The organism is Pseudomonas taiwanensis, assembly GCF_013393345.1.
GTDB lineage: Bacteria > Pseudomonadota > Gammaproteobacteria > Pseudomonadales > Pseudomonadaceae > Metapseudomonas > Metapseudomonas resinovorans_C.
On the sequence record NZ_QJRF01000075.1, the window covers coordinates 1 to 22,636 of the forward strand.

24 protein-coding genes are annotated in these 22,636 nt (G+C 63.8%); 7 read left to right on the top strand and 17 right to left on the bottom strand.

The window, feature by feature from the left end; translation table 11 throughout:
* A partial coding sequence (locus tag DM872_RS26565; protein WP_179062204.1) for an OprD family outer membrane porin occupies nt 1-624 on the top strand: 624 nt, incomplete at its 5' end.
* 640 nt (nt 625-1,264) lie between these two features.
* On the opposite strand, the gene DM872_RS26570 is transcribed toward DM872_RS26565, so the two are convergent.
* Genes DM872_RS26570 through DM872_RS26595 form a run of 6 tightly spaced genes read right to left on the bottom strand, consistent with a single transcriptional unit; the run spans nt 1,265 to nt 6,441 of the window.
* A complete protein-coding gene (locus tag DM872_RS26570; RefSeq protein ID WP_179062205.1) occupies nt 1,265-1,918 on the bottom strand; it encodes an HAD family hydrolase in 654 nt (217 codons plus the stop codon).
* Entirely contained in the window at nt 1,918-2,907 is a 990-nt protein-coding gene (locus tag DM872_RS26575) for an ABC transporter ATP-binding protein (protein ID WP_179062206.1), read from the bottom strand. The genes DM872_RS26570 and DM872_RS26575 overlap by 1 nt, the downstream gene beginning before the upstream one ends.
* Nucleotides 2,904-3,701, bottom strand: a complete 798-nt coding sequence (locus DM872_RS26580; protein ID WP_179062207.1) for an ABC transporter permease — start codon at nt 3,699-3,701, stop codon at nt 2,904-2,906. The genes DM872_RS26575 and DM872_RS26580 overlap by 4 nt, the downstream gene beginning before the upstream one ends.
* Nucleotides 3,688-4,530, bottom strand: a complete 843-nt coding sequence (locus tag DM872_RS26585; RefSeq protein ID WP_179062208.1) for an ABC transporter permease — start codon at nt 4,528-4,530, stop codon at nt 3,688-3,690. The genes DM872_RS26580 and DM872_RS26585 overlap by 14 nt, the downstream gene beginning before the upstream one ends.
* A complete protein-coding gene (locus DM872_RS26590; protein WP_179062209.1) occupies nt 4,527-5,333 on the bottom strand; it encodes an alkaline phosphatase family protein in 807 nt (268 codons plus the stop codon). Before DM872_RS26590 ends, DM872_RS26585 begins: the two co-directional genes overlap by 4 nt.
* 49 nt (nt 5,334-5,382) lie before the next feature.
* Entirely contained in the window at nt 5,383-6,441 is a 1,059-nt protein-coding gene (locus DM872_RS26595) for an ABC transporter substrate-binding protein (protein WP_077523937.1), read from the bottom strand.
* Nucleotides 6,442-6,742: 301 nt separating this feature from the next.
* On the opposite strand from DM872_RS26595, the gene DM872_RS26600 reads away from it, so the two are divergent.
* Nucleotides 6,743-7,459 (top strand): UTRA domain-containing protein, encoded by a 717-nt coding sequence (locus DM872_RS26600; RefSeq protein WP_179062210.1) that lies wholly within the window; start codon nt 6,743-6,745, stop codon nt 7,457-7,459.
* A gap of 442 nt (nt 7,460-7,901) precedes the next feature.
* Here the strand turns inward: DM872_RS26600 and lpcA are convergent, their stop codons facing one another.
* From lpcA to minC, 7 genes are all read right to left on the bottom strand, one after another.
* Nucleotides 7,902-8,489: a D-sedoheptulose 7-phosphate isomerase gene (gene lpcA / locus DM872_RS26605; RefSeq protein WP_179062211.1), complete on the bottom strand. Its 588-nt coding sequence runs from the start codon at nt 8,487-8,489 to the stop codon at nt 7,902-7,904.
* Nucleotides 8,490-8,506: 17 nt separating this feature from the next.
* Entirely contained in the window at nt 8,507-9,796 is a 1,290-nt protein-coding gene (locus tag DM872_RS26610; protein ID WP_179062212.1) for a M18 family aminopeptidase, read from the bottom strand.
* A 211-nt stretch (nt 9,797-10,007) separates the two neighbouring features.
* Complete coding sequence (locus tag DM872_RS26615; RefSeq protein WP_179062213.1) at nt 10,008-10,583, bottom strand: class I SAM-dependent methyltransferase; 576 nt, start codon at nt 10,581-10,583, stop codon at nt 10,008-10,010.
* A 38-nt stretch (nt 10,584-10,621) separates the two neighbouring features.
* Complete coding sequence (locus tag DM872_RS26620; protein ID WP_120652641.1) at nt 10,622-11,257, bottom strand: RluA family pseudouridine synthase; 636 nt, start codon at nt 11,255-11,257, stop codon at nt 10,622-10,624.
* A gap of 63 nt (nt 11,258-11,320) precedes the next feature.
* The gene (minE, locus tag DM872_RS26625; RefSeq protein WP_016491219.1) at nt 11,321-11,575 is read right to left on the bottom strand and encodes a cell division topological specificity factor MinE; all 255 of its coding nucleotides are present in this window, start codon (nt 11,573-11,575) and stop codon (nt 11,321-11,323) included.
* On the bottom strand, nt 11,572-12,387 hold the full coding sequence (gene minD, locus DM872_RS26630) for a septum site-determining protein MinD (RefSeq protein WP_077523931.1): 816 nt from the start codon (nt 12,385-12,387) through the stop codon (nt 11,572-11,574). Before minD ends, minE begins: the two co-directional genes overlap by 4 nt.
* Nucleotides 12,388-12,486: 99 nt before the next feature.
* Nucleotides 12,487-13,233, bottom strand: coding sequence for a septum site-determining protein MinC (gene minC, locus DM872_RS26635; RefSeq protein WP_179062214.1), 747 nt, complete (start codon nt 13,231-13,233; stop codon nt 12,487-12,489).
* Nucleotides 13,234-13,354: 121 nt separating this feature from the next.
* Between minC and DM872_RS26640 the strand changes: the two genes are divergently transcribed.
* A complete protein-coding gene (locus DM872_RS26640; RefSeq protein WP_179062215.1) occupies nt 13,355-14,275 on the top strand; it encodes a lipid A biosynthesis lauroyl acyltransferase in 921 nt (306 codons plus the stop codon).
* Nucleotides 14,276-14,318: 43 nt separating this feature from the next.
* Nucleotides 14,319-15,521, top strand: a complete 1,203-nt coding sequence (locus DM872_RS26645; protein WP_179062216.1) for a patatin-like phospholipase family protein — start codon at nt 14,319-14,321, stop codon at nt 15,519-15,521.
* Nucleotides 15,522-15,622: 101 nt separating this feature from the next.
* Here DM872_RS26645 and DM872_RS26650 read toward each other — a convergent pair whose 3' ends face one another.
* Together DM872_RS26650 and DM872_RS26655 are read right to left on the bottom strand one after the other, a co-directional pair.
* Entirely contained in the window at nt 15,623-16,366 is a 744-nt protein-coding gene (locus DM872_RS26650) for an MlaA family lipoprotein (protein WP_373273743.1), read from the bottom strand.
* Between the two features lie 13 nt (nt 16,367-16,379).
* Nucleotides 16,380-17,675: a serine/threonine protein kinase gene (locus DM872_RS26655; RefSeq protein WP_179062218.1), complete on the bottom strand. Its 1,296-nt coding sequence runs from the start codon at nt 17,673-17,675 to the stop codon at nt 16,380-16,382.
* A 267-nt stretch (nt 17,676-17,942) separates the two neighbouring features.
* Here DM872_RS26655 and DM872_RS26660 point away from each other — a divergent pair, with 267 nt between their 5' ends.
* Nucleotides 17,943-18,326, top strand: a complete 384-nt coding sequence (locus DM872_RS26660) for a hypothetical protein (RefSeq protein ID WP_179062219.1) — start codon at nt 17,943-17,945, stop codon at nt 18,324-18,326.
* A 133-nt stretch (nt 18,327-18,459) separates the two neighbouring features.
* On the opposite strand, the gene DM872_RS26665 is transcribed toward DM872_RS26660, so the two are convergent.
* Both DM872_RS26665 and DM872_RS26670 read right to left on the bottom strand, forming a co-directional pair.
* On the bottom strand, nt 18,460-20,010 hold the full coding sequence (locus DM872_RS26665; protein ID WP_179062220.1) for a glycoside hydrolase family 17 protein: 1,551 nt from the start codon (nt 20,008-20,010) through the stop codon (nt 18,460-18,462).
* A 114-nt stretch (nt 20,011-20,124) separates the two neighbouring features.
* Nucleotides 20,125-20,349, bottom strand: coding sequence for a DUF2061 domain-containing protein (locus DM872_RS26670; RefSeq protein WP_179062221.1), 225 nt, complete (start codon nt 20,347-20,349; stop codon nt 20,125-20,127).
* A 224-nt stretch (nt 20,350-20,573) separates the two neighbouring features.
* Here DM872_RS26670 and DM872_RS26675 point away from each other — a divergent pair, with 224 nt between their 5' ends.
* Nucleotides 20,574-20,882: a DUF485 domain-containing protein gene (locus DM872_RS26675; RefSeq protein ID WP_179062222.1), complete on the top strand. Its 309-nt coding sequence runs from the start codon at nt 20,574-20,576 to the stop codon at nt 20,880-20,882.
* Nucleotides 20,882-22,540, top strand: a complete 1,659-nt coding sequence (locus DM872_RS26680; protein WP_179062223.1) for a cation acetate symporter — start codon at nt 20,882-20,884, stop codon at nt 22,538-22,540. The genes DM872_RS26675 and DM872_RS26680 overlap by 1 nt, the downstream gene beginning before the upstream one ends.
* Nucleotides 22,541-22,636 lie beyond the last annotated feature (96 nt).

Sequence of the window (22,636 nt, forward strand, 5' to 3'; positions counted from 1 at the left end):
CAGCAGCACTTCGTCGGCCTGACCCACAACTGGGCGCTGCCGGTGGGCGCGCTGAAGTCCGACCTGCGCTACTTCTACAGCGACTCCGACGGCAAGAACGCCAGCGTCGAAGGCCGCCGCGAAGGCTTCCGCAGCTCGGGCAACTGGGCGACCAACGATCCGGACCGCTTCGAAGTGGACAACCGCACCTGGAGCGCCCTGTTCACCTACACCCTCGGCGGCCACGCGGCGAGCCTGGGCTACCAGCAGGTGTCCGGCGACAGCGCCTTCCCTTTCCTCAACCAGGGCGACGGCGCCACCGCCTACCTGATCACCGACCGCCAGATCGGCAAGTTCCTCAGCGCCGGCGAGCGCACCTGGGTGGCCGAGTACGGCTACGACTTCGCCAAGCTCGGCGTGCCGGGGCTGAAGGCCGTGGGCACCTACCTGAAGGGCAGCAACATCGAGACCCAGGGCAGCGACCAGGGCGAGTGGGAACGCGACTTCCGCCTCGACTACGTGCTGCAGGGCGGCCCGCTGAAAGGCCTCGGCGTGTCCTGGCGCAACGCCTCTCTGCGCAGCGACGCCGCCCGCGACCAGGACGAGAACCGCCTGATCCTCAGCTACACCCTGACGCTGTTGTAAGGGACTGGCAGGCCTGCGGCCTGCTTCGCGAATGAATTCGCCCCCACAGGGAAGTGCAGCGGCTGGATGCCTGCACGGACAGCTCCCTCTCCCGCTTGCGGGAGAGGGTTGGGGTGAGGGAAGTGAGGCTCCGCTCGGTGCTTAATCGTGTTGGGCTTCGCTGCGCTCTGCGCCAACCTACGGGGCCGCTTCGCGGCCCTTGGCGAATGAATTCGCCCCTACAGGGAGAGGGCTTTTGTAGGTTGGGCAGAGCGCAGCGAAGCCCAACGAGGTGGGTCGCAACGCCGCGTGTTGGGCTTCGCGTAGCTCAGCCACAACCTACGGGGCTGCTGCGCGACCCTTGGCGAATGAATTCGCCCCTACAGGGAGAGGGAGCTTTTGTAGGTTGGGCAGAGCGCAGCGAAGCCCAACGAGGTCGGTCGCAACGCCGCGTGTTGGGCTTCGCGTAGCTCAGCCACAACCTACGGGGCTGCTGCGCGGTCCTTGGCGAATGAATTCGCCCCTACAGGGAGAGGGGGCTTTTGTAGGTTGGTCAGAGCGCAGCGAAGCCCAACGAGGTCGGTCGCAACTCCGCGTGTTGGGCTTCGCGTAGCTCAGCCACAACCTACGGGGCAGGCTCACTAACCAGATCAAGAAACGATCAACGCCAGTCGAGCACCGGCCAGCCGGCCTCTTCGGCGTGGGCACGCAGGGTCGGATCGGGGTTGACCGTGTGGGGGTGGGCCACCAGCGAGAGCAGTGGCAGGTCATTGCGCGAGTCGGAATAGAAGTAGGCGCCTTCCAGGTTTTCGCGCTGTTCCTCCATCCAGGCGTTCAGGCGCGTCACCTTGCCGTCGCGATAGGTGAGCACGCCGCGGGTGCGGCCGCTGTAGCAACCGTGCTGCTCTTCCAGGTCGATGGCCAGCACTTCTTCCACGCCCAGGCGTTCGGCGATGGCGCTGACCAGGAAGTGTGCCGAGGCGGAAATGATCAGGATGCGATCGCCAGCGGCGCGGTGCCGGGCCAGGCAGCGCATGGCGTCGGAGTGGATCAGCGGCTCGACCACGTCCTCGACGAAGGGGCCGACCACGAACTCCACTTCTTCAGCGGTGCGACCCACCAGCGGCGACAGGCTGAAGACCATGTAGTCCTCCATGGCCAGCTTGCCTTCGGCGTACAGCGCCATCAGTTCGTGGTCCTTGCGGACGAAGGATTCCCCATCGACCCAGCCCAGTTCGGCCATGTGGGCGCTCCACAGGCTGGCGCAGTCGCCGTCAATCAGGGTGTCGTCAAGGTCGAAGATTGCCAGGGCCATCAGGCCACCTCCCGTATTGCGTGATCGTCGATTCGAAGGCCGATGCGTTGGCCTTTGCGGTGCAGATCTTCGGCGGAGCAGTTGAGTACGTCCACCACCAGTTCCACGCCGCGTGCCTCGACGCGATAGCGCACCACGTTGCCCAGCAGGCTGTGGCTGCGCACTTCGGCCTCGATGCCGCCTTCGTGGCTCAGGGCAATGGCCTCTGGGCGAATAGCGACGCGGCTGTTGACCGGACGCTGCAGCAGGCGGCTGGCAGCGTCGGCGTCGAGCAGGTTGTAGTTGCCGATGAAGCCGGCGGCGAAGGCATCCACCGGCGCGGTGTAGAGGGTTTCCGCGTCGCCGCTCTGGACGATGCGTCCGGCGTTCATCAGGAAGATGCGGTCCGACAGGGTCAGGGCTTCCTCCTGGTCATGGGTCACGAAGATGGTGGTCAGCCCCAGCTCCTGCTGGATGGCACGGATCTGCTCGCGCAAGTGCTTGCGGATGCGCGCGTCCAGCGCCGACAGCGGTTCGTCGAGAAGCAGCAGGCGCGGACGGGTAACCAGCGACCGGGCCAGGGCCACGCGTTGGCACTGGCCGCCGGAGAGCTGGTGCGGGTAGCGCGTGGCGAAGTCGGACAGCTCCACCATGGCGAGGACTTCGTCGACCCGCCGCTTGCTGTCGGCGGCGCTGACTTTCTGCATGCGCAGGCCGAAGGCGACGTTCTGCTGCACGTTCATGTTGGGAAACAGCGCGTAGCTCTGGAACACCATGCCGATGCCGCGCTTCTGGGGGGACACGGGCACCAGGTCCTGGCCGTCCAGCAGGATCTGTCCGCCATTCACTTCGGTCAGGCCGGCGATGCAGCGCAGCAGAGTGGATTTGCCGCAGCCGGACGGGCCGAGCAGGGTGACGAATTCGCCCTTGCCTATCTCACAATCGATGTCGGTGAAAATGGTGGTCTGGCCGTAGTTCTTGTGCAGGCCACGGATGGAAAGAAAACTCATGCGTTGTCCTTGTTCAGGCGGTTGGCTGCCCAGGTGAACAGCAGCACGAAGAAGAAGTAGGAGATCACCAGGGCGCTGTTGAAGTGGCCGCTGCTGTTGCGCATGTTGTTCAGGTAGACCTGCAGGGTCTCGTAGCGGGTGCCCACCAGCAGGTTGGCGAAGACGAATTCGCCAAAGAGGAAGGAGAACGACAGGAACAGCGACACCATCAGGCCCTTGCGCAGGTTGGGCAGCACCACCAGGAAGGCCGCCTTCCAGGTGCTGGCGCCGAGTAGTTGGGCGGCATCCATCAGGTCGCGCAGGTTGATCGCCTGCAGGTTGTTGGTGATGGCGCGGTACATGAAGGGGAGGGCGATGGTGAAGAAGCAGCCGATCAGGATCCAGGGCGTTCCCACCATGGCCAGCGGACCCGAACCATAGATCTGCAACAGACCGACCGAAGACACCACCGGCGGCACCGCGAAGGGCAGCAGGATGAGGATGTTCATCAGCCCGTCGAGCCGTGGGAAGTGGTAATGCACCACGAACAGCAGTGGCAGGATCAGCACCACCGACAGCGCCAGGGCACCGAAACACACCAGCAGCGACTGGCCGAAGGCGGTGAGAAACCGCGTGTCGCTCCACAGCGCCAGGTACCACTTGAAGGTCAGGCCGTCCGGCAGGATGGTCGCCGACCAACTGGTGGAGAGCGAGTAGAGCAGCGTGCCGGCCAGCGGCAGCAGCAGTATCAGGAACAGCAGCCAGACCACCACGCGATGATAGAGACCGCCATTGCGGGATTCAGCGCGCGACATGGTAGCTCCTCTTCAGCAGCCACTGATGGACCACGGTGATCAGCGCCATCAACCCCACCAGCACCATCGCCAGGGCGCTGGCCAGGCTGGGATTCAGCGCGATGTCGCCGGCGACCATGGCGGCGATGCGAATGGTCATCACGTTGAAGTTGCCGGTGGTCAGGGCGTAGACGGTGGCATAGGCGCCGAGGGCGTTGGCCAGGAGGATCACGAACGTCCCCAGCAGGGCCGGGGTCAGCACCGGCAGGCCGATGTGCCGCCAGAACTGCCAGGGGCTGGCCCCCAGCAGCTCTGCGGATTCGCGCCAGTCCTCGCGCAGGGCGTCGAATGCCGGATAGAGCAGCAGCACGCCGAGGGGAATCTGGAAGTAGGTGTAGAGCACGATCAGGCCGGTCTTGGAGTAGAGGTTGAAGTCCTCGATCACCCCGGACTGCTTGAGCAGGATGGTCAGCGCGCCGTTGAAGCCGAGCAGGATGATGAAGGCAAAGGCCAGCGGCACGCCGGCGAAGTTGCTGGTCATGTTGGAGAAGGCCATGACGAAGTCGCGCAGCTTCGAGTCCACCCGGCGCAGCGAGTAGCTACCGATCACCGCGATGACAATGCCGAACAGGCTGGACCAGAACGCGATCTGCAGGCTGTGCTTGATGGCCTGGAGGTAGAACTTCGAGCTGAACACCTTGGTGTAGTTGGCCAGCCCCCAGCCTTCGGGCGTGTTCAGGCTGTGGATGGCGACCCAGGCCAGCGGCGCGATCTGGAACAGGATGAAGAACAAGGCGAAGGGCAGCAGGCAGAGCAGTGCCAGCCATTTGCCCCGGTTGGTTGAACTCACTTCAGCAACTCCCGGCAGACCGCCTTGTCGTGGGCGGCGCCCAGCAGCTCGCAAACGGTGCCGCACAGTTCGGTCTGCTTCGGCTGCGCCGTGGCGTCCAGGCTGAAGGCATCGCCCAGCACGAACAGCGGTACTTCACGTTCCTCGGGCAGCAGACCGTTGTGGGAGCGGTCGTTGTTCATGCCATGGTCGGCGGTCACCAGTACCTGGTAACCGGCGTCCAGCCAGCGCTGCAGGTATTCGGCCAGGAGGATGTCGGCGACCCGCGCACTGTTGCGGTACTGCGGCGAGTCCAGCCCGTGCTTGTGGCCGGCGTCGTCGACGTTCATCGGGTGCACCAGGAGGAAGTCCGGGTTGTGGCGCTGGCGCAGGCTTTCCGCGTCGGCGAACAGGTGCGAGTCCGGGTAGTGGTCGGCGTAATAGAAGTGGCCGTGCTGGATCGGCAGCTGCGGCGCTTCGGTGTGGCGGTCGCGGGCGGCGTTGAAGGGCGAGTTGTTGTACAGCTCGCTGACCCAGTGGTACGCGGCGGCGGCGGTGCTGAGTCCGGCGGCGCTGGCGTAATGGAAGATGCTGCGTTCCTTCGACAGACGCGACACATCGTTGTGGACGATGCCGCTCTGGATCGGTGGAACGCCGGTGAGGATGCATTCATAGAGCGGACGGGACAGTGCCGGCAGCTCGCACTGGAGCTTGTACAGCACCGCCTTGCCAGCTCCGCACCAGGCCTGAAGGTGACCCAGCGCGTGCCGGGCCACCTCGTAGTTCAGGCCATCCAGCAGGACGAGGATGACTTTGTTGTTCATGGTTCGCCTCAAAGCAGCCCAAGCGCAAGGAAGCGATTGGGCCGACTTCTTACTCCATTTCGATGATCACGTGCTCTTGCCACAGCTGCGGCAATGCTTTCGAGGTTTCTTCCCAGGCCTTGGCATCCTTGATCGGCTGGACCTTGGCGTACTGCTCGTTGGGCAGCAGCTTGGCCTTGACCTCGGCCGGCAGGGTCAGGTGCTCGGCGCGGATCGGACGGGCGTTACCCTTGGCCAGGTTGATCTGGCCGGCATCGCTGAGGATGTACTCGCGGGCCAGCTTCGCCGCGTTGGGGTTCTTCGCGTACTTGTTGATGATGGTGGTGTAGCCGGAGATCACCGAACCATCCGACGGGATCAGCACGTCGAAGCGGCTGGGGTCGATCTGGTCGCGATAGGACAGGCCATTGAAGTCCCAGACGATGCCCACTTCCACCTCGCCCTTTTCCAGGGTCTGGATGGTCGGGTTGGACAGCGACAGGCGACCCTGCTTGGCGATTTCGGCGAAGAAGTCCAGGCCCGGCTGGATGTTCTTCTCGTTGCCACCGTTGGCGATCGCAGCAGCCAGCACACCATTCACGGCCTGAGCGGCGGCGCTGACGTCACCGATGGCGACCTTGTACTTGCCCTGCTTGAGGTCGGCCCAGGACTTGGGTGACTCCTTCACCAGTTGCTTGTTGACGATGAAAGCAATGGAACCGGTATAGGCCAGCATCCAGTGGCCGTCGGCGTCCTTGGCCCAATCGGGGATCTGCGCGAAGGTGCTGGGCTTGTAAGGCTGGGTCACGCCCTGCTGGACGGCGATGGGGCCGAAGGCTGCGCCCACGTCGCCGATGTCGGCGGTGGCGTTGTCCTTCTCGGCGGCGAACTTGGCGATTTCCTGGGCGGAGCTCATGTCGGTGTCGACATGCTTCAGGCCGTACAGCTTGTTCAGGTCAACCCAGGTGTCCTTCCAGTTGGCCCAGCTGTCGGGCATGCCGACGCTGTTCACCGCGCCTTCCTTGCGCGCAGCTTGTTCGAGACTCTTCAGATCTGCGTCGCTTGCCATCGCCTGGGTTCCCAGGGCGATGGCCGTTCCCATCAGTGAAGCCAGCAACAGGCGTTTCATGTGAAGCTCCTTAGCAGGTTTGGAGGTTGGTCTAGATCAGCAAGACCCAGGCCAAATCTAAAAGCCTTGGATGACGGTTTGATTTCAGGGTCGCCGCCCGGTCTGGCGGCGGCAGACGCCTGAAAAGCGTAGACCATGGGCAAGTGGCGGATTCGCAGGGCTGTCGCGATTGGCGATGGCATGGCGCATGCAGGCGCGCCTGACTGTCATCCCTCAGTCATCTAGGCTGCCTAGGATGGCCGGCAAGCCCGGCCATGACGCACCCAAGTGGTGCTGGTCTATTCCAGATTGGAGTTTTTCGATGCGCGATGAGGCGCCCCGCACCCTGACCGCCATCTGTAGCGCGCTGCAGGAACAGATCGAGCACGGCCTGCTGCCCCAGGGCAGCAAGTTGCCGGCCGAGCGCAAATTGAGTGAGCTGTTCGATACGACCCGCATCACCTTGCGCGAGGCGCTTGGGCAACTGGAGGCCCAGGGGCTGATCTACCGCGAGGAGCGCCGCGGATGGTTCGTTTCTCCGCCTCGGCTGCTCTACAACCCGCTGGTTCGCAGCCACTTTCACGCCATGGTGGCCGGACAGGGGCGGGTACCCGCCACCGAAGTGCTGGGCGCGCGGTTGATTCCGGCCAGTGTGGAAATCTGCGAACTGCTGGAGCTGCCGGCGCTGTCGAGCGTCTACCAGATCCGGCGCGTCCGTCGCATCGATGGGCGCCTGGTGCTCTATGTGGAGCACTACCTGAATCCGGCCTACTTCCCCGGCATCGTCGATTTCGACCTGACCCGGTCGCTGACCGAGCTGTACGACAGCCAGTACGGTATCCGCTATGGGCGCGTGCGCTTCGACATGGTGCCTACCGCCCTGCACCCGGACGCGGCGGCGCCGCTGAAGGTGTCAGCCGGGAGCCCGGCGCTGAAGATCACCCGCATCAACCGCGACCAGCATGGACGGTTAATCGACTGCGACCTGGAGTTCTGGCGGCACGATGCGATCCACGTGAGCGTCGAAGTGCCGGAGTGATTGGGCGGCTGCGCCGCCCTTGGCGAATGAATTCGCCCCCACAGAGAACAGCGGCATTTGTAGGTTGGGTAGAGGAACGAAACCCAACATTCCGTGGTTGATGCCGAATCGTTGGGCCTCGCTGCGCTCGGACCAACCTACGGGGCGGCTGCGCCGCCCTTGGCGAATGAATTTGCCCCCACAGAGAACGGCGGCACTTGTAGGTTGGGTAGAGGAACGAAACCCAACGTTGCGGTGTTTGTGACCGGCGATGTTGGGCCTCGCTTCGCTCGGACCAACCTACGGGGCGGCTCTGCCGCCCTTGGCGAATGAATTTGCTCCCACAGAGAACGGCGGCACTTGTAGGTTGGGTAGAGGAACGAAACCCAACGTTGCGGCGTTTTTGACCGGCGACGTTGGGCCTCGCTTCGCTCGGACCAACCTACGGTGGAGCGAACGCAGATCAGGCGTAGTTCTCAGGGCTGAGCTTGCGTTCCACCAGTTCGATGAGGATATGCACGACCTTGATGTGCAACTCCTGCACGCGGTCGGCGAAGTCGCCGCCGGGGGCGCAGATGCAGACGTCGGCCAGGGCTTCCAGGGCGGAGCCGGGCTTGCCGGTGAGGGCCACTACCTTCACGCCGAGGGCGCGGGCGGCTTCGGCGGCCTTGATCACATTGGGGCTCCTGCCGCTGGTGCTGAAGGCGAGCAGCACGTCGCCTTCTCGGCCGTGGGATTCGATGTAGCGGGAGAAGATGTGGTCGTAGCCGAAGTCATTGGCCACGCAGCTGATGTGGCTGGCGTCGCTGATGGAAATGGCTGCAACGCCAGGACGGTTCTTGCGGTAGCGGCCGGTCAGTTCTTCGGCGAAGTGCATGGCATCGCACATCGAACCGCCATTGCCGCAGGAAAACGCCTTGCCCTTGTTCTCGAAGCTCTCGACCAGGAGCTCCGCCGCACGCTCAATGCTTTTCAGCGCTTGCTCGTTGGCGATGAAGTTGTCCAGCGCGGTCCTGGCTTCCTCCAGGCTGTTGCGAATATGGCTGAGCATGCGGGTTTCCTTCCTGCTCAGGGCAGGTCGTGGCTGGAGTAGAAGGCGGCGAGGACCTTCACCAGGTGGGCCAGGTCATGGCTGCCGGCCAGTTCGCGGATGGAGTGCATGGCGAAGGTGGGCAGGCCGATGTCCACGGTGCGGACGCCGAGTTGGCTGGCGGTGATCGGACCGATGGTGGAGCCGCAACCCATGTCGCTGCGGGTCACGAAGCTCTGGACCGGTACTTCGTTCTCCAGGCAGAGATGACGGAAGAACCCAGCGGTTTCACTGTTGGTGGCGTAGCGCTGGTTGCTGTTGACCTTGATCACCGGGCCGGCGTTGAGCTTCGGGCCGTGGTTGCCGTCGTGCTTGTCGGCGTAGTTCGGGTGCACGCCGTGGGCGTTGTCAGCGGATACCAACAGCGAGCGCTGGATGACGCGGGCAAAGGCATCGCCTTCCGGCAGCACGCGGCGCAGCACCTGTTCCAGCATCGGGCCGTCGGCGCCGCAGGCGGAGCAGGAGCCCACTTCCTCGTGGTCGGTGCAGACCAGCACGCAGCTTTCGTCGGCCTCGGCAGCAAGCAGGGCTTGCAGGCCGGCGTAGCAGGACAGCAGGTTGTCCAGGCGCGCGCCGGCGATGAAGTCGCCGTCCAGGCCGATGACCGCGGCAGTCTGGGTGTCGTAGAAGGACAGTTCGTAGTCCAGCACCGCATCCGCAACGATGCCGTGTTCCAGGGTCAGCTGTTCGGCCAGCAGGTCGCGGAATTCGCGGGCCTGGCCTGCGGCGAGCTGGGCCAGGATCGGCGGCAACTCGGTCTGGGCATTGATGGCCCAGCCCTGGTTGGCTTCACGGTTGAGGTGGATGGCCAGGTTGGGGATCACGGCGATGGGGGCCTGGAAGTCCACCAGCTGGCTCTCAACCATGCCCGCGGCGCGGTAGGTGACACGGCCGGCGAGTGACAGGTCGCGGTCGAACCAGGGGGCAAGCAGGGCGCCACCATAGACTTCCACGCCCAGTTGCCAGAAACCTTGCTTGTGCAGTTCCGGGTTCGGCTTGACCCGCAGACAGGGGCTGTCGGTGTGGGCGCCGACCAGGCGCAGGCCGCCTTCCAGTACCGGGCGCTTGCCCAGCTTGATGGCGACGATGGAGGAGTCATTGCGGGTGACGTAGTAACGGCCGCCGCTTTCGATACGCCAGGCCTCGCGTTCGTCGAGGCGCACATAGCCGGCGGCTTCGAGGCGCTTGGCCAGGCTGCGGGTGGCGTGGAAGGGGGTGGGCGAGGCCTTGAGGAAATCGATCAGGCCCTGGTTCAACTCTTCGCGCATTGGGGGACTCCAGACAGCAGTGGCGGGAGTTTATCCCATAGCCCCCGAGGATTAGGAGGCCGACCAGCGGTGAATTTTCCTAACAGGCCGATAGGTGGGGGTGCTGCTGGCGTGTACGAGCGATTTCAATCGCAGTCGTGCTACGGCCTGGACCAGGGTAGGAGCGAGCTTGCTCGCGAATGGAAGTGGGGCTTCGCCAGCAAGCTGGCTCCTACAGGCGCCGGGCGACCACCGAGAACAGGTGCCAATGCTTGTTGCGGCCCTTGGCGGTGACGCCGTCTTCTTCTTTCTCTTCGAGCATCAGCACGTCCCAGCCCGAGAGCAGTTCTTCCAGTTGCCGGCGGCGCAGGATGGTGATGCCGTTGTTGGCCCAGTCGTCCCGTTCGCCGAACAGGTGGCCGGCGAACAGTCCGCCAGTCGGCAGGGCGCCGCAGATTGCCTGCCAGAGGGAGGGAAAGGCCTCGGGCGGACAGAGGGGCAGGGCGAAACTCGAATTAACCAGCTGAGCGGCCGGCAGCGGCATGGTTTCGAAACGGCAGCAGCGGCTCTGCAGTCGTTGGCGCTTCTCGTCGTCCACCTGGGCTTCCAGGCGGGCCAGCGCTTCGGGTTCGGCGTCCACGGCCAGCACCTGCCAGCCACGCCTGAGCAGTTCCAGGGTGTCGCGTCCGGCGCCGCAGCCCAGGTCCAGCGCGCGGCCGGGCGGCCCGTCCCAGCATTCCAGGGCGGTGCGCAGGGTGACGCGTGCAGGTTGGCCTTCTGTGGCGTTGTAGAAATCGGTGAAGCTCATGGTTTCCCCGGAACTGCAGCCTTTTTCTTGAGCCTAGGTCAGAACGGCGCCGGGCACTCGAATCTCAGGCGTTCACCCGTCTGCGGATGGGTCAGGCACAGCATGCTGGCGTGCAGGCACAGGCGGTCATGGGCGGCCAGGGCTTCGGGGTTGGCGTACAGACGGTCGCCCAGCAGGGGGTGGCCGATGGACAGCATGTGCACGCGGAGCTGGTGCGAACGGCCGGTGATGGGCGTGAGTTCGACGCGACTGTAATGGCCACAACGCTCGACCACCTGCCAGAACGTCAGGGCATGGCGGCCCTGTTCGAAGTCCACCACGTGGCGCGGCTTGGTCGGCGGGTCGTAGCGCAGGGGGAGTTCGATGCGTCCGCTGTCCAGTTCCGGCTCACCCCAGCAGAGGGCCGTGTAGGCCTTCTCGGTCTCGCGGTCGTGGAACTGACGGGACAGTTCGCGATGGCTGTCGGCGTCGCGGGCTAGCACGATCAGGCCGGAGGTCTCCCAGTCCAGCCGGTGGACGATGCGCGCCTCCGGGTATCCGTTCTCCTGCAGGCGGGTGATCAGGCAGTCCTTGTTGTCGTCGGCCCGGCCGGGCACGGAGAGCAGGAGGGTCGGCTTGTTGACCACCAGCAGGGCGTCGTCCTTGTGGATGAACTCGATCTGGGAAAGCGGCATGGATTGGGGCGTCCGAAAAAGCAAACGGCGGCCGAGGCCGCCGTTAGTGCACAACTGCGTCGATCAGCGATCGGGCAGGGTGATGTTCAGTTCGAGAATGGAGCAGCTGCCCTGATTCTCCAGCAGGACCTGAACCTGCTCTTCGTCGATGTCGACATATTTGCGGATCACGTCCACCAGATCTTTCTGCAGGGCCGGCAGGTAGTCCGGCTGGCTACGCTGGCCACGTTCGTGGGCAACGATGATTTGGAGTCGTTCCTTAGCGATCGAAGCGCTGTTCTGCTTCTTCCGCTCGCGAAAGAAGTCGAAAATGTTCATTCACGGCCTCCGAACAGGCGTTGTAAGAGTCCCTTCTTCTGCACGTCGAGGAAGCGGTGGGGCAGCTCCTTGCCGAGCAGGCGGTCGACGGCATCGCTGTACGCCTGGCCGGCGTCGCTCTGGTCGTCGAGGATGACCGGAATACCCTGGTTGGAGGCCTTGAGTACCGCCTGGGATTCCGGGATGACACCGAGCAGGTTGATGGCGAGGATTTCCTCGACGTCTTCGACGCCGAGCATTTCGCCCTTGGTAACGCGCTCGGGGTTGTAACGGGTCAGGAGCAGGCGTTCCTTGATCGGATCTTCGCCTTTCTCGGCGCGGCGGGACTTGCTGGCCAGCAGGCCAAGCATGCGGTCCGAGTCACGCACGGAGGAGACTTCCGGGTTGGTCACGACGATCGCCTCGTCGGCGTAGTACATGGCCAGGTGGGCGCCTTTCTCGATACCGGCCGGCGAGTCGCAGACCACGTATTCGAAATTCTGCTTCAGTTCCTCGATGACCTTGCCGACGCCTTCGAGGGTCAGCGCATCCTTGTCGCGAGTCTGGCTGGCAGCCAGGACGTAGAGGTTTTCCAGGCGTTTGTCCTTGATCAGGGCCTGGGTGAGGGACGCTTCGCCATTGATGACGTTGACGAAGTCGTACACCACGCGGCGTTCGCAACCCATGATCAGGTCCAGGTTACGCAGGCCGACGTCGAAGTCGACGATGACAGTCTTGTGACCGCGCAGTGCGAGACCGGTACCGATGGCGGCGCTGGTGGTGGTTTTACCCACACCACCCTTGCCGGACGTGACAACGAGGATCTTGGCCAAGGTGATTCACCCCAAATGATAAGAAAATCGGGAAGTTATCGGCCCGATCGAGCCATTCCTCTTCCCTTTCAGGTCCCTGAAATTTCGCGGCAGTATCCGTTAAAGGCGGGTGATGTTCAACACGTCTCCCGACAGGCTGACTTGTACCTGCTGACCCCAGAGCGGGTCGCGCCGCAGGTCGTCGGCAACCTTGTATTGACCCGCTACCGACACCAGCTCGGCGGCCAGTTGGCGACAGAAGATGCGAGCCTTGGTATCCCCCTTGATACCGGCCAGTGCACGACCGCGCATGGGACCGTAAACATGGATGTTGCCATCGGCGAGAAGTTCCGCGCCGGGGCTGACCGCGGCCAGGACTACCAGGTCGCCGCCAGGAGCATAGACCTGTTGGCCGCCGCGCACCGGGGTGGTGATGACTTTCGTCGGTTGCACCTCGGGTTTGGGCGGCTCGACCGGTTTCTCGACTTTCTTCTTCGCCTCGGGTTCTACCGGGTCGATGCGCCGCTCGCGGGCCCCCGACGGTGGCAGGATCGGGATGTCCAGGGCATCGGCGGCGGCGATGTGCTCTTCGCGGCTGGCGCGGATCGCCAGGGTGCGCAGGCCATGGCGGCGGCAGATTTCCAGCAGCGCGGGCAGGTCCAGGGGCGGTTCGCCCTCGGGCAGCTTGTCCAGTGCCATGACCAGCGGGGTGTTCTGGAAGAAATTGGGGGCCTGGGCGACTTTTTCGTCCAGTTGCCGATTGAGGCGTTCGAGGTCGTTGTGCGCCAGTTCCATCACGGTGATGGCGAGCATGCTGCCCTTGAGCTGGAACACGGGTTCTTGGTCGAGAAAGTCGGCTTGGCTCATGGTCTGCCTGCAGTCGTGAATGGCGAGGACTTATAGCGAGATCGTCCGGCGCTAGCAAGCCGGAAGGGGGCGGCGCATTTGGAGTAGAATGCGCGGTTTTCTCGCTCAAGCGGATTCAGAGATGGATAGACCTCAATTTCGCCCACAGTTCCTCCACCCGCGTTTTTGGCCGCTGTGGCTGGGGCTCGGTGTGCTGTGGCTGATCACCCTGTTGCCCTATCGGGCGCAACTGGGAATGGGGCGCGCACTGGGGGCGCTGATGCTGCGGGTGGCCGGGTCGCGGCGCAAGATCGCCCGGCGCAACCTGGAGTTGTGCTTCCCGGAATTGTCCCGCACTGAGCGGGAGCGCCTGCTGCGGGAGAACTTCGCCTCCACCGGCATCGCCTTCTTCGAGATGGCCATGAGCTGGTGGTGGCCCAAACCCCGCCTCGCACAGCTTTCCCACATAGAAGGGCTGGAACACCTGCAGAAGGCCCAGGCCGAAGGCCAGGGCGTAATCCTCATGGCCCTGCACTTCACCACACTGGAGATCGGCGCCGCACTGCTCGGACAAGTGCACACCATCGACGGCATGTACCGCGAGCACAAGAACGCGCTGTTCGACTTCATCCAGCGTCGTGGCCGCGAACGCCATAACCTGGACGCCAGCGCCATCGAACGTGAAGACGTGCGTGCCATGCTCAAGGTGCTGCGCGCCGGCCGCGCGATCTGGTACGCACCCGACCAGGACTATGGCCGCAAGCAGAGCCTGTTCGTGCCGCTGTTCGGCATCGAGGCCGCTACCGTGACCGCCACCACCAAATTCGCCCGTCTGGGCCGTGCCATCGTGCTGCCTTTCACCCAGCGCCGCCTGGAGGATGGTTCCGGCTACCGGTTGGTGATCCATCCACCGCTGTCGGACTTCCCTGGCGAAACCGAGGAGGCCGATTGCCTGCGCGTCAATCAGTGGGTGGAAGGCGCTGTCCGCGAATGCCCGGAGCAGTACCTCTGGGCCCATCGCCGCTTCAAGACCCGGCCGGAAGGCGCACCGAAGCTTTACTGATAGCTGAACCTATACTCGGAAAATTCCGTCTGGAGAGCAGTCCATGGATGCCAGCGCCGCCACCACGAAGCCCGTGACCGGGCTGATCCTTTCCGGTGGTGGTTCGCGGGCTGCCTACCAGGTGGGCGTGTTGGGCGCCATCGCCGATCTGCTGCCGGATGCGGCCTGCAATCCCTTCCCCGTGATAGTCGGCACCTCGGCCGGCGCAGTGAATGCCGTCGGCCTGGCCTGCGGCGCATTGCACTTCAGTCAGGCCATTCGTCGCCTGAACGCCGTCTGGAAGGGCTTCCGTTGCGGGCAGATCTATCGCAGCGACTGGCCCGGTGTGTTGCACCAGAGCTCGCGCTTCTTTGGCCACAATCTGCTGGGACTTGGCCGCGACATCCCTGCGGCCCTGCTGGACAACGCCCCATTGCGTGAGCTGCTGGAGCGCGAACTGGACTTCTCCGGCATCTCCGCCGCCGTGCGCACCCGGCAATTGCGCGCCGTGGCGGTGACCGCCTTCGGCTACGAATCCGGGCAGGCGGTGACCTTCTACCAGGGTCGCGCCACCATCGATCCCTGGTTCCGCCATCGCCGTGTCGGCGTGCCGACCCGGCTGGGCATCGAGCACCTGATGGCCAGCGCGGCGATTCCGCTGCTGTTCCCAGCGGTGCGGCTGGGACGTGAATACTATGGTGACGGCGCGGTGCGGCAGACGGCGCCGATCAGCCCGGCCCTCCACCTGGGGGCCAACCGGGTGCTGGTGGTCGGGGTAAGTGGCAACCCGCTGGGCATGAACCCCAATCAGGAAATGCCGTTGCCCCAGAGCGGACGTCCGCCGACCCTGGCGCAGATCAGCGGGCATTTGCTGAACAGCACCTTCATCGACAACCTGGAAAGCGATATCGAACTGCTTGAGCGGATCAACCGCATGAGTCGGGCGATTCCGGCCGAGGCGCGCCCGCGAAACCTTAGCTCGGAACAGGTGGAAGTGCTGGTGATTTCCCCGAGCCGGCCACTGGATGAAATCGCTGCCCGCCATCGACGGGAAATGCCCCGCGCCATCCGCACCTTCCTGCGCGGACCGGGTGCGACACGGGCGAGCGGGGCAGGGGTGCTCAGTTATCTGCTGTTCGAACCGGGCTACTGCAATGAGCTGATCGAACTGGGCTACCAGGACGCCATGGCCAAGCGTGCCGAGTTGCAGAGCTTCCTCGGCCTGGAGATGGCGCCGGCCTATCCCCACACCGTGCCTGCCGTCTAGCTGCAGCGTAGTAGGAGCTGGCTTGCCAGCGAATGGCCCCTGTTCGCTAGCAAGCTAGCTCCTACAAGTCCCGTCGCCCCTACAGTGCGAGGCCGGTGGCCTCACTCGGCAATCTGCAACCGGCGTGACTCGGTGTAGACGTAGCGCAGTTTCTCGTACTCGAAAGGGGTGTTGAGCTGGCCGTAGCGGAAATTGGTGGAGTAACGCTTGTCCACCATGCGCAGCACCGTGATTTCCGGATGGTTGCTGCTGACTTCCGGCACGTTGAGGAAGTTGATCTGGTAGTCGGCCACGTAGTCCACCACCAGCCCACCGGTGTCCCGCAGGTTGGAAGGGCCGAGGATCGGCAGCATCAGGTAGGGGCCATCGTTCACGCCGTAGTAGCCGAGGGTTTGGCCGAAGTCCTCGGTCTGCTTGGGCAGTCCCATGCGCGTGGCCGGGTCCCAGAGGCCGACGACGCCGATGGTGGTGTTCAGCAACAGGCGCCCGGTGATTTCCATGGAACGTTGGCCCTTGAGCTGCAACATGCTGTTCAGCAGGTTGGGCACGTCGCCCAGGTTGCTGAAGAAGTTGCTCACGCCGCTGCGCAGGAATCCCGGCGTGACATACCGGTAGCCGCGCACCACGGGCAGGAACACCCATTCATCGAAACGGTAGTTGAAATGATAGATGCGCCGGTTCCAGGCTTCGTAGGGGTCGTAGACATTCAGCGCGTCAAGGGTCGAGCGCTCGAACTCGCGCTGGTCGAGTCCGGGGTTGAACTTCAGGTCTTTCAGCGGTTCGGTGAATCCGTCCTGGTCGGGTTCCTGGGCCCAGGTCAGGCCGCTGGTCAACAGCAGGGCGATGAAGAGTGCTTTCTTAGCCACGGAAGAACTCCAGCATGGCGTCGCCGTTGACGCGGTAGTTGAGGTTGCCGCAGTGACCGCCGTGGGGGTACACGGTCAGGCGGTCGCCGATGGTTCGGCGCAGGAAGCCCAGGTCGCCCGGACCGAGGATGAGGTCGTCGGCGTTGTGCATTACGGCGATCTTGCTGTTGCCCTTCAGGTAGTCCTCCAGCGCATAGAGGCTGACCTGGTTGATCAGTTGGGTCAGGCTGCCGCCGTCGTAGCGGGCGCGCCAGTAGGGGATCAGTTGCTCCGTCATGTAGCAGTCGAAGTCGCACTGCAGGGCGCGTTTATAGAAAGGGGTCAGGCTGGTGCCTTCGCTGATCGGGTATTTCACCGGGGTGATCAGGCCGCGATGGTTGATCAGGTCCGAGGTGAAGGCGATATCCGACGACGAGAAGCGGAAGGCGGTGCCGATCAGCATGGCCATCTGCTCATTGGACAGCCGCTGTTTGGACTCCTGGAAGTCGAACATCAGCGCGTCGTTGAGATCGATGTAGCCTTTCTGCTGGAAGTAGCGGGTCAGCTTGCCGAGCACCACCTGGTAGAAGGTCGTGTTGTCGTCGACGCCTTTCACGCGGGTCTGCACCAGGCGGTCGAGGTTGGTCACCGAGGTGTAGAGATTCACCGGCGGGTTCAATAGCAGGACGCGCTTGAAGTTGAAGCTGCGGCGGGTCTCGTCCAAGTGGCTGACGAAGGCGGCTTGCAGGGCGCCAAGACTGTAGCCGGTGAGGTAGAAGTCGCTGACCTCCAGGCCCGGATGCTGGGCGCGTACGGCCTGCATGACGCGGTAGAGGTCGTCGGCATCCTCGGCTGAAAGTCCGGGTGTGGCGTGGCGCGAGGCGGCGGCCATGAAGTCGTAGCTGGTGGGCGAGGAGAGCTGCACCACGTGGTAGCCAGCGCCATAGAACAGCTTCTTGAGGCTTTCGGCGTGGGTACTGGCGTAATTGCCGCCGGTGCCGGCGATGACGAACACCAGCGGCGCGGAACCCTTCTGCTGGGCGAGGCGATAGCGCAGCTTCTTCACCGACCAGAAGTTGTCGGGCAAGTCGGCCTCACGCTCGGGGCGCAATTTCAGGTCGTAGTCGGCCTGGTTGATGTCTTCGTCCGCCGGCACTTTGCTGCGCAGGTCGGGCGGCGTCGTGGCGATGGTCGCTTCGAAGGGGTTGCTGATCGGAAAGCCGTAGCTTGCCGCATCCAGGTCCGTGGCCAGCACGTGGGCACAGAAAGTCAGGCTGCCCAACAGGGCGGCAAGTCGAAGACGGAGCATAGGAAAGGTCCCTGTTCAGTTTCTGCGGAGGCCGTGCCGCAGTCGCTTGCAGGCTCCAGCCTCTCCCCCGGTCCCACCCCGTTCAGGGGCCACCGGGCCGTGTTCCTTATAAGAGAACGTGATGAGTGAATACCGAGCCTATGACAACTGCAAGTCCCGTGAGTGCGGGCCGTACGTCAGGCCAGGTTGTTACCGATGGTTGGAAGGTCCTTGCATAGCCTGGGCTTGGGGGTATCCTTGGCGCCGCTTACCCATTCGGAGATCACCATGTCCAGCCGTTCGTCCCTCATCCTGCTGCTGATCCTGCTGCCACTCTGGCTGGCCGCCAGCTACGGCGTTCGTTTCGCCCTGATGGAGGACGGCCAGTGGGTCGGCTTGTGCGTCGATGAAGCGCAACGCTGGGAATGCCAGGTTCGCGCAGGCCTGGGCCTGTTGATCCATTTCCGGGTGATCGCCTGGATCGGCCTGGGCGCCGCGCTCGCCGCGTTCTTCGTTCCCGGCCGCGCGGGTTGGATTCTCGCTCTGCTGGCCCTGCTGTTCGCCCTGCCGGCCCTGGTGCTCTACACCGCCAGCCTCGCCGTGTTCGCCTGCGTCATTGCCGGCCTGCGCCTGGTGCGCCGTGAGGCAGAACTGGTTGCGGCCACAGCCTGAGTTTCCAGCGAGCAATAAAAAAGGACGCCTTGGGCGTCCTTTTTTGTTTCCTGCGAGGGAGGTATGCGGTGCCTGTGGGAGCGATTTCAATCGCGAATGAATTCGCTCCCACAGAGGCAGGCCACATCCCGGATCATGCGCGAACCCGCAGGCTGCGCCACAGGGCAGCCAGCAGCAGGACGCTGACGACGGCCCAGCCGATCGCCTGGACGTTGCCCAGGGTTTCTTCGTAGAGCTGCGGCACGATGCCGGCGCCGACCAGTACCGCCATCAGGGCGACTTCGCGGCGCGGGGCGGCAACCGGGCGGAACAGGTAGACCAGGGCCGGCAGCAACAGGGCGGCGCTGGGGAAGCTGCGGTAGCGAGCGTCGAACACCAGGGCCAGCATCAGCACCGCGCCGGCAAAGCCGGAAGCCAGCAACCACCAGCCGCCACGGGACTCCAGCCAGACGAACAGGCGGCTGCGTACCCCGCCGCGGGCTGAAAGCGCCAGGGCGCCGTGAGCCAGGACCATCAGGTTGAGGCCGACCAGGAAGGCCGCCCACGCCCATTCGCCGACGAAGCGACTGGTAACCCGCGCCATCTCGCCCCACAGACCGATGCACGCCGCACCAGTTGCCGCCAACAGCGGCAGCACCAGGGCTGCGCGCGTGGAAGCGGGACGGCCGGCAAGCAGCAGGGTCGCAAGGAAAATCAGGCCGGAAACCCCCAGCCACATGGGCCAGTAGGGCAGGTTGGTGACTGGGCCGGCGAGCACGCCTTTCTCCTGGCGGTCGGCATCGAAGAGTCCCCAATAGCCGCCCACGGCACCTTCGCTCGCGCGCTTCCACGGCTGGTCGAAGGCTTCGATCAGGTTATAGCCCCAGCCGTTCTGCTCGGCCATGGCGACGAAACCACGGATGAACTTGGCCTCGTTGACGCGGCTCGGTAGAGCGGTTTCGCGCTGGCGGCCTTCGCTGGGCCAGCCGGTTTCACCGATGAAGATGTCTTTGGGCGCGAACTTGTTGCCGAACACCTGGCGGATTTCGGCGACGTGACGCAGGGCCTGGTCGATGCCGGCAGGATCGTCTTCCCAGTAGGGCAGCAGATGGATGGTGAGGAAATCCACCGCCGGCGCGACTTCCGGATGGCGCAGCCAGAATTCCCACACGTCCGCGTAGGTCACGGGCTGCTTCACCTGAGCCTTGACCTGCTCGATCAGCTTGGCGAGTTGGGCGCCGGTAACTTCCTTGCGCAGCAGGGTCTCGTTGCCCACGATCACCGATTGCACAACATCGGGGTTGGCATTCGCCGCCTTGACCAAGGCGTCGATTTCTTTCTGCGTGTCCACCGGATTGCCGTTCACCCAGGCACCCAGCATCAGCTTGAGGCCGTGTTTGCGGGCGAGTTCCGGGATGGCTTCCAGACCGGTCATGGAATAGGTGCGCACGCAGTGGAAGCGAGTCGCCAGCAGGGCCAGGTCGGCGTCCATGCGCTCGGGGCGCAGCACGAAAGGCTGGTCGAACGGCGATTGGTCCTTGTCGAACGGGCTGTACGACGCGCACTGCAGCTTATGGCTGGGAGTGGCGGCGTCCGGCAGGATCACCGGCTTGCCGAGGCCGTACCAGAGGCCGGCAAGGGCGAGCGCCGCGATCACGAAGGAAAGGAGGTAGGGGAGTGCAGGGAAACGGTCGTTCTGACTCATGGCTAAGGATGCTTGCGTTGGGGGCAAAGCCGCGCATCTTAGCGGATTAGCCCCCCGCGCTCCTACGGCCAGGAAGGGGAAATTCCTGACAGCGCATTTCGGTCCCGAGCCCCGTTACGCGTGGTGATGCAGCCAGGCGTGCTTGGGTATCTCCTGGCCCGGCTTGTCTGCATTTTCGAAGCGCTTCCAGAATTTCTCGTGGAAGTAGAAACCGACCGAGTTGCACAGCGGCTCAACCACCGCCACCAGTCCGCCGACCGTCACGCTGCCGGTCAGGGCGTAGGCCACGCTGAAGGCGATGCAGAAGTGCATGAGGGTGAAGGTCACGGTCTTGAGCATGGCGCACCTCGGGAATGAGAATGATTATTCGGTGTGCTCAGGCTAGGCCCATCGCGTGATACAGGGAAATGTTCATCCAGCATGGCGCTGATAGTTTCACTGCATGGACGGAGTACGACCTTGGTCGAGAATCGCCCCGAGTAAGACTAAGGTCGTCTGTTGCGCTTGTACCGCCGTTCTATTGTTGGCTTCACCAGCAACCCGCGCTGTGGAGGACAACAATAATGAACGACAGCACCTACAAGCGGATTCAAGAGAATCCGCGTTTTCAGGAACTGGTTTCCAAGCGAGAGCGCTTCGCCTGGATTCTCTCCGCAATCATGCTCGGCCTTTACCTGGCCTTCATTCTCCTGATCGCTTTCGAGCCACAAGTGCTCGGCACCCGCATCAACCCTGATTCTCCGGTCACCTGGGGTATCCCGATCGGTGTCGGTCTGATCCTGTCCGCCTTCGTGCTGACCGGTATCTACGTCCGTCGTGCCAACGGCGAGTTCGACCGTCTCAACGTGGAAATCCTCAAGGAGGTCCAGTAATGATCGCGCGCATCCTTGCCGTGCTCGGCCTGATGGTCGTGGCGCCCGCCCTCTGGGCTGCCGGCGCCATCGAGGGCGATGTCCAGCGCCAGCCGCTGAACGCCTCGGCCATCGTCATGTTCGTCGCCTTCGTCGGCGCCACGCTGTACATCACCTACTGGGCGTCCAAGCGCAGCAAGTCGGCTGCGGACTTCTACACCGCCGGCGGCAGCATCACCGGCTTCCAGAACGGCCTGGCGATTGCCGGTGACTACATGTCCGCGGCGTCCTTCCTGGGTATTTCCGCCCTGGTGTTCACCTCCGGCTATGACGGCCTGATCTACTCCATCGGTTTCCTGGTGGGCTGGCCGGTGATTCTCTTCCTGATCGCAGAGCGGCTGCGCAACCTCGGCAAGTACACCTTCGCCGACGTAGCCTCCTACCGCCTGAAGCAGAAGGAAATCCGCACCCTGTCCGCCAGCGGTTCGCTGGTGGTGGTGGCCTTCTACCTGATCGCCCAGATGGTGGGTGCCGGCAAGCTGATCGAGCTGCTGTTCGGCCTCAACTACCACGTGGCCGTGGTCCTGGTCGGTATCCTGATGGTGCTCTACGTGCTGTTCGGCGGCATGCTGGCGACCACCTGGGTACAGATCATCAAGGCCGTGCTGCTGCTCTCCGGCGCATCCTTCATGGCGATCATGGTGCTCAAGCACGTCAACTTCGACATCGCGACCCTGTTCAGCGAAGCCATCAAGGTTCACCCGAAAGGCGAGGCCATCATGAGCCCCGGCGGCCTGGTGAAGGATCCGATCTCCGCGATCTCCCTGGGCCTGGCGCTGATGTTCGGTACCGCTGGCCTGCCGCACATCCTGATGCGCTTCTTCACGGTGAGTGATGCCAAGGAAGCCCGTAAATCGGTGTTCTACGCCACCGGCTTCATCGGTTACTTCTACATCCTGACCTTCATCATCGGCTTCGGCGCCATCCTGCTGGTCAGCACCAACCCGGCCTTCAAGGACGCCACCGGCGCGCTGCTGGGCGGCAACAACATGGCGGCGGTGCACCTGGCCAACGCCGTGGGCGGCAGCCTGTTCCTGGGCTTCATCTCCGCCGTGGCCTTCGCCACCATCCTGGCGGTGGTTGCCGGCCTGACCCTGGCCGGTGCTTCGGCTGTGTCCCACGACCTCTACGCTTCCGTGTTCAAGAAGGGCAAGGCCAGCGAGAAGGACGAGCTGCGCGTCTCGAAGATCACCACCGTTATCCTGGGCTTCGTGGCCATTGGCCTCGGCATCCTGTTCGAGAAGCAGAACATCGCCTTCATGGTGGGCCTGGCCTTCTCGATTGCCGCCAGCTGCAACTTCCCGGTGCTGATCCTTTCCATGTACTGGAAGAAACTGACCACCCGTGGCGCCATGATCGGCGGCTGGTTGGGCCTGGTCACCGCCGTGGGTCTGATGATCCTCGGCCCGACCATCTGGGTGCAGATCCTCGGCCATGCCACTCCGGTCTACCCGTACGAGTACCCGGCGCTGTTCTCGATCCTCGTGGCCTTCGTCGGTATCTGGTTCTTCTCCATCACCGACAAATCCGCTGCCGCGGACGAGGAACGCGCGCGCTTCTACCCGCAGTTCGTACGTTCCCAGACCGGCCTGGGCGCCAGTGGTGCAGTAGCCCACTGATCCCTGCCAGGTACGCAAGACAAAAGGGGCAGCCTTCGGGCTGCCCCTTTTCATTTGGGATTAGGACTTTCATGAATGTAGGAGCGAGCTTGCTCG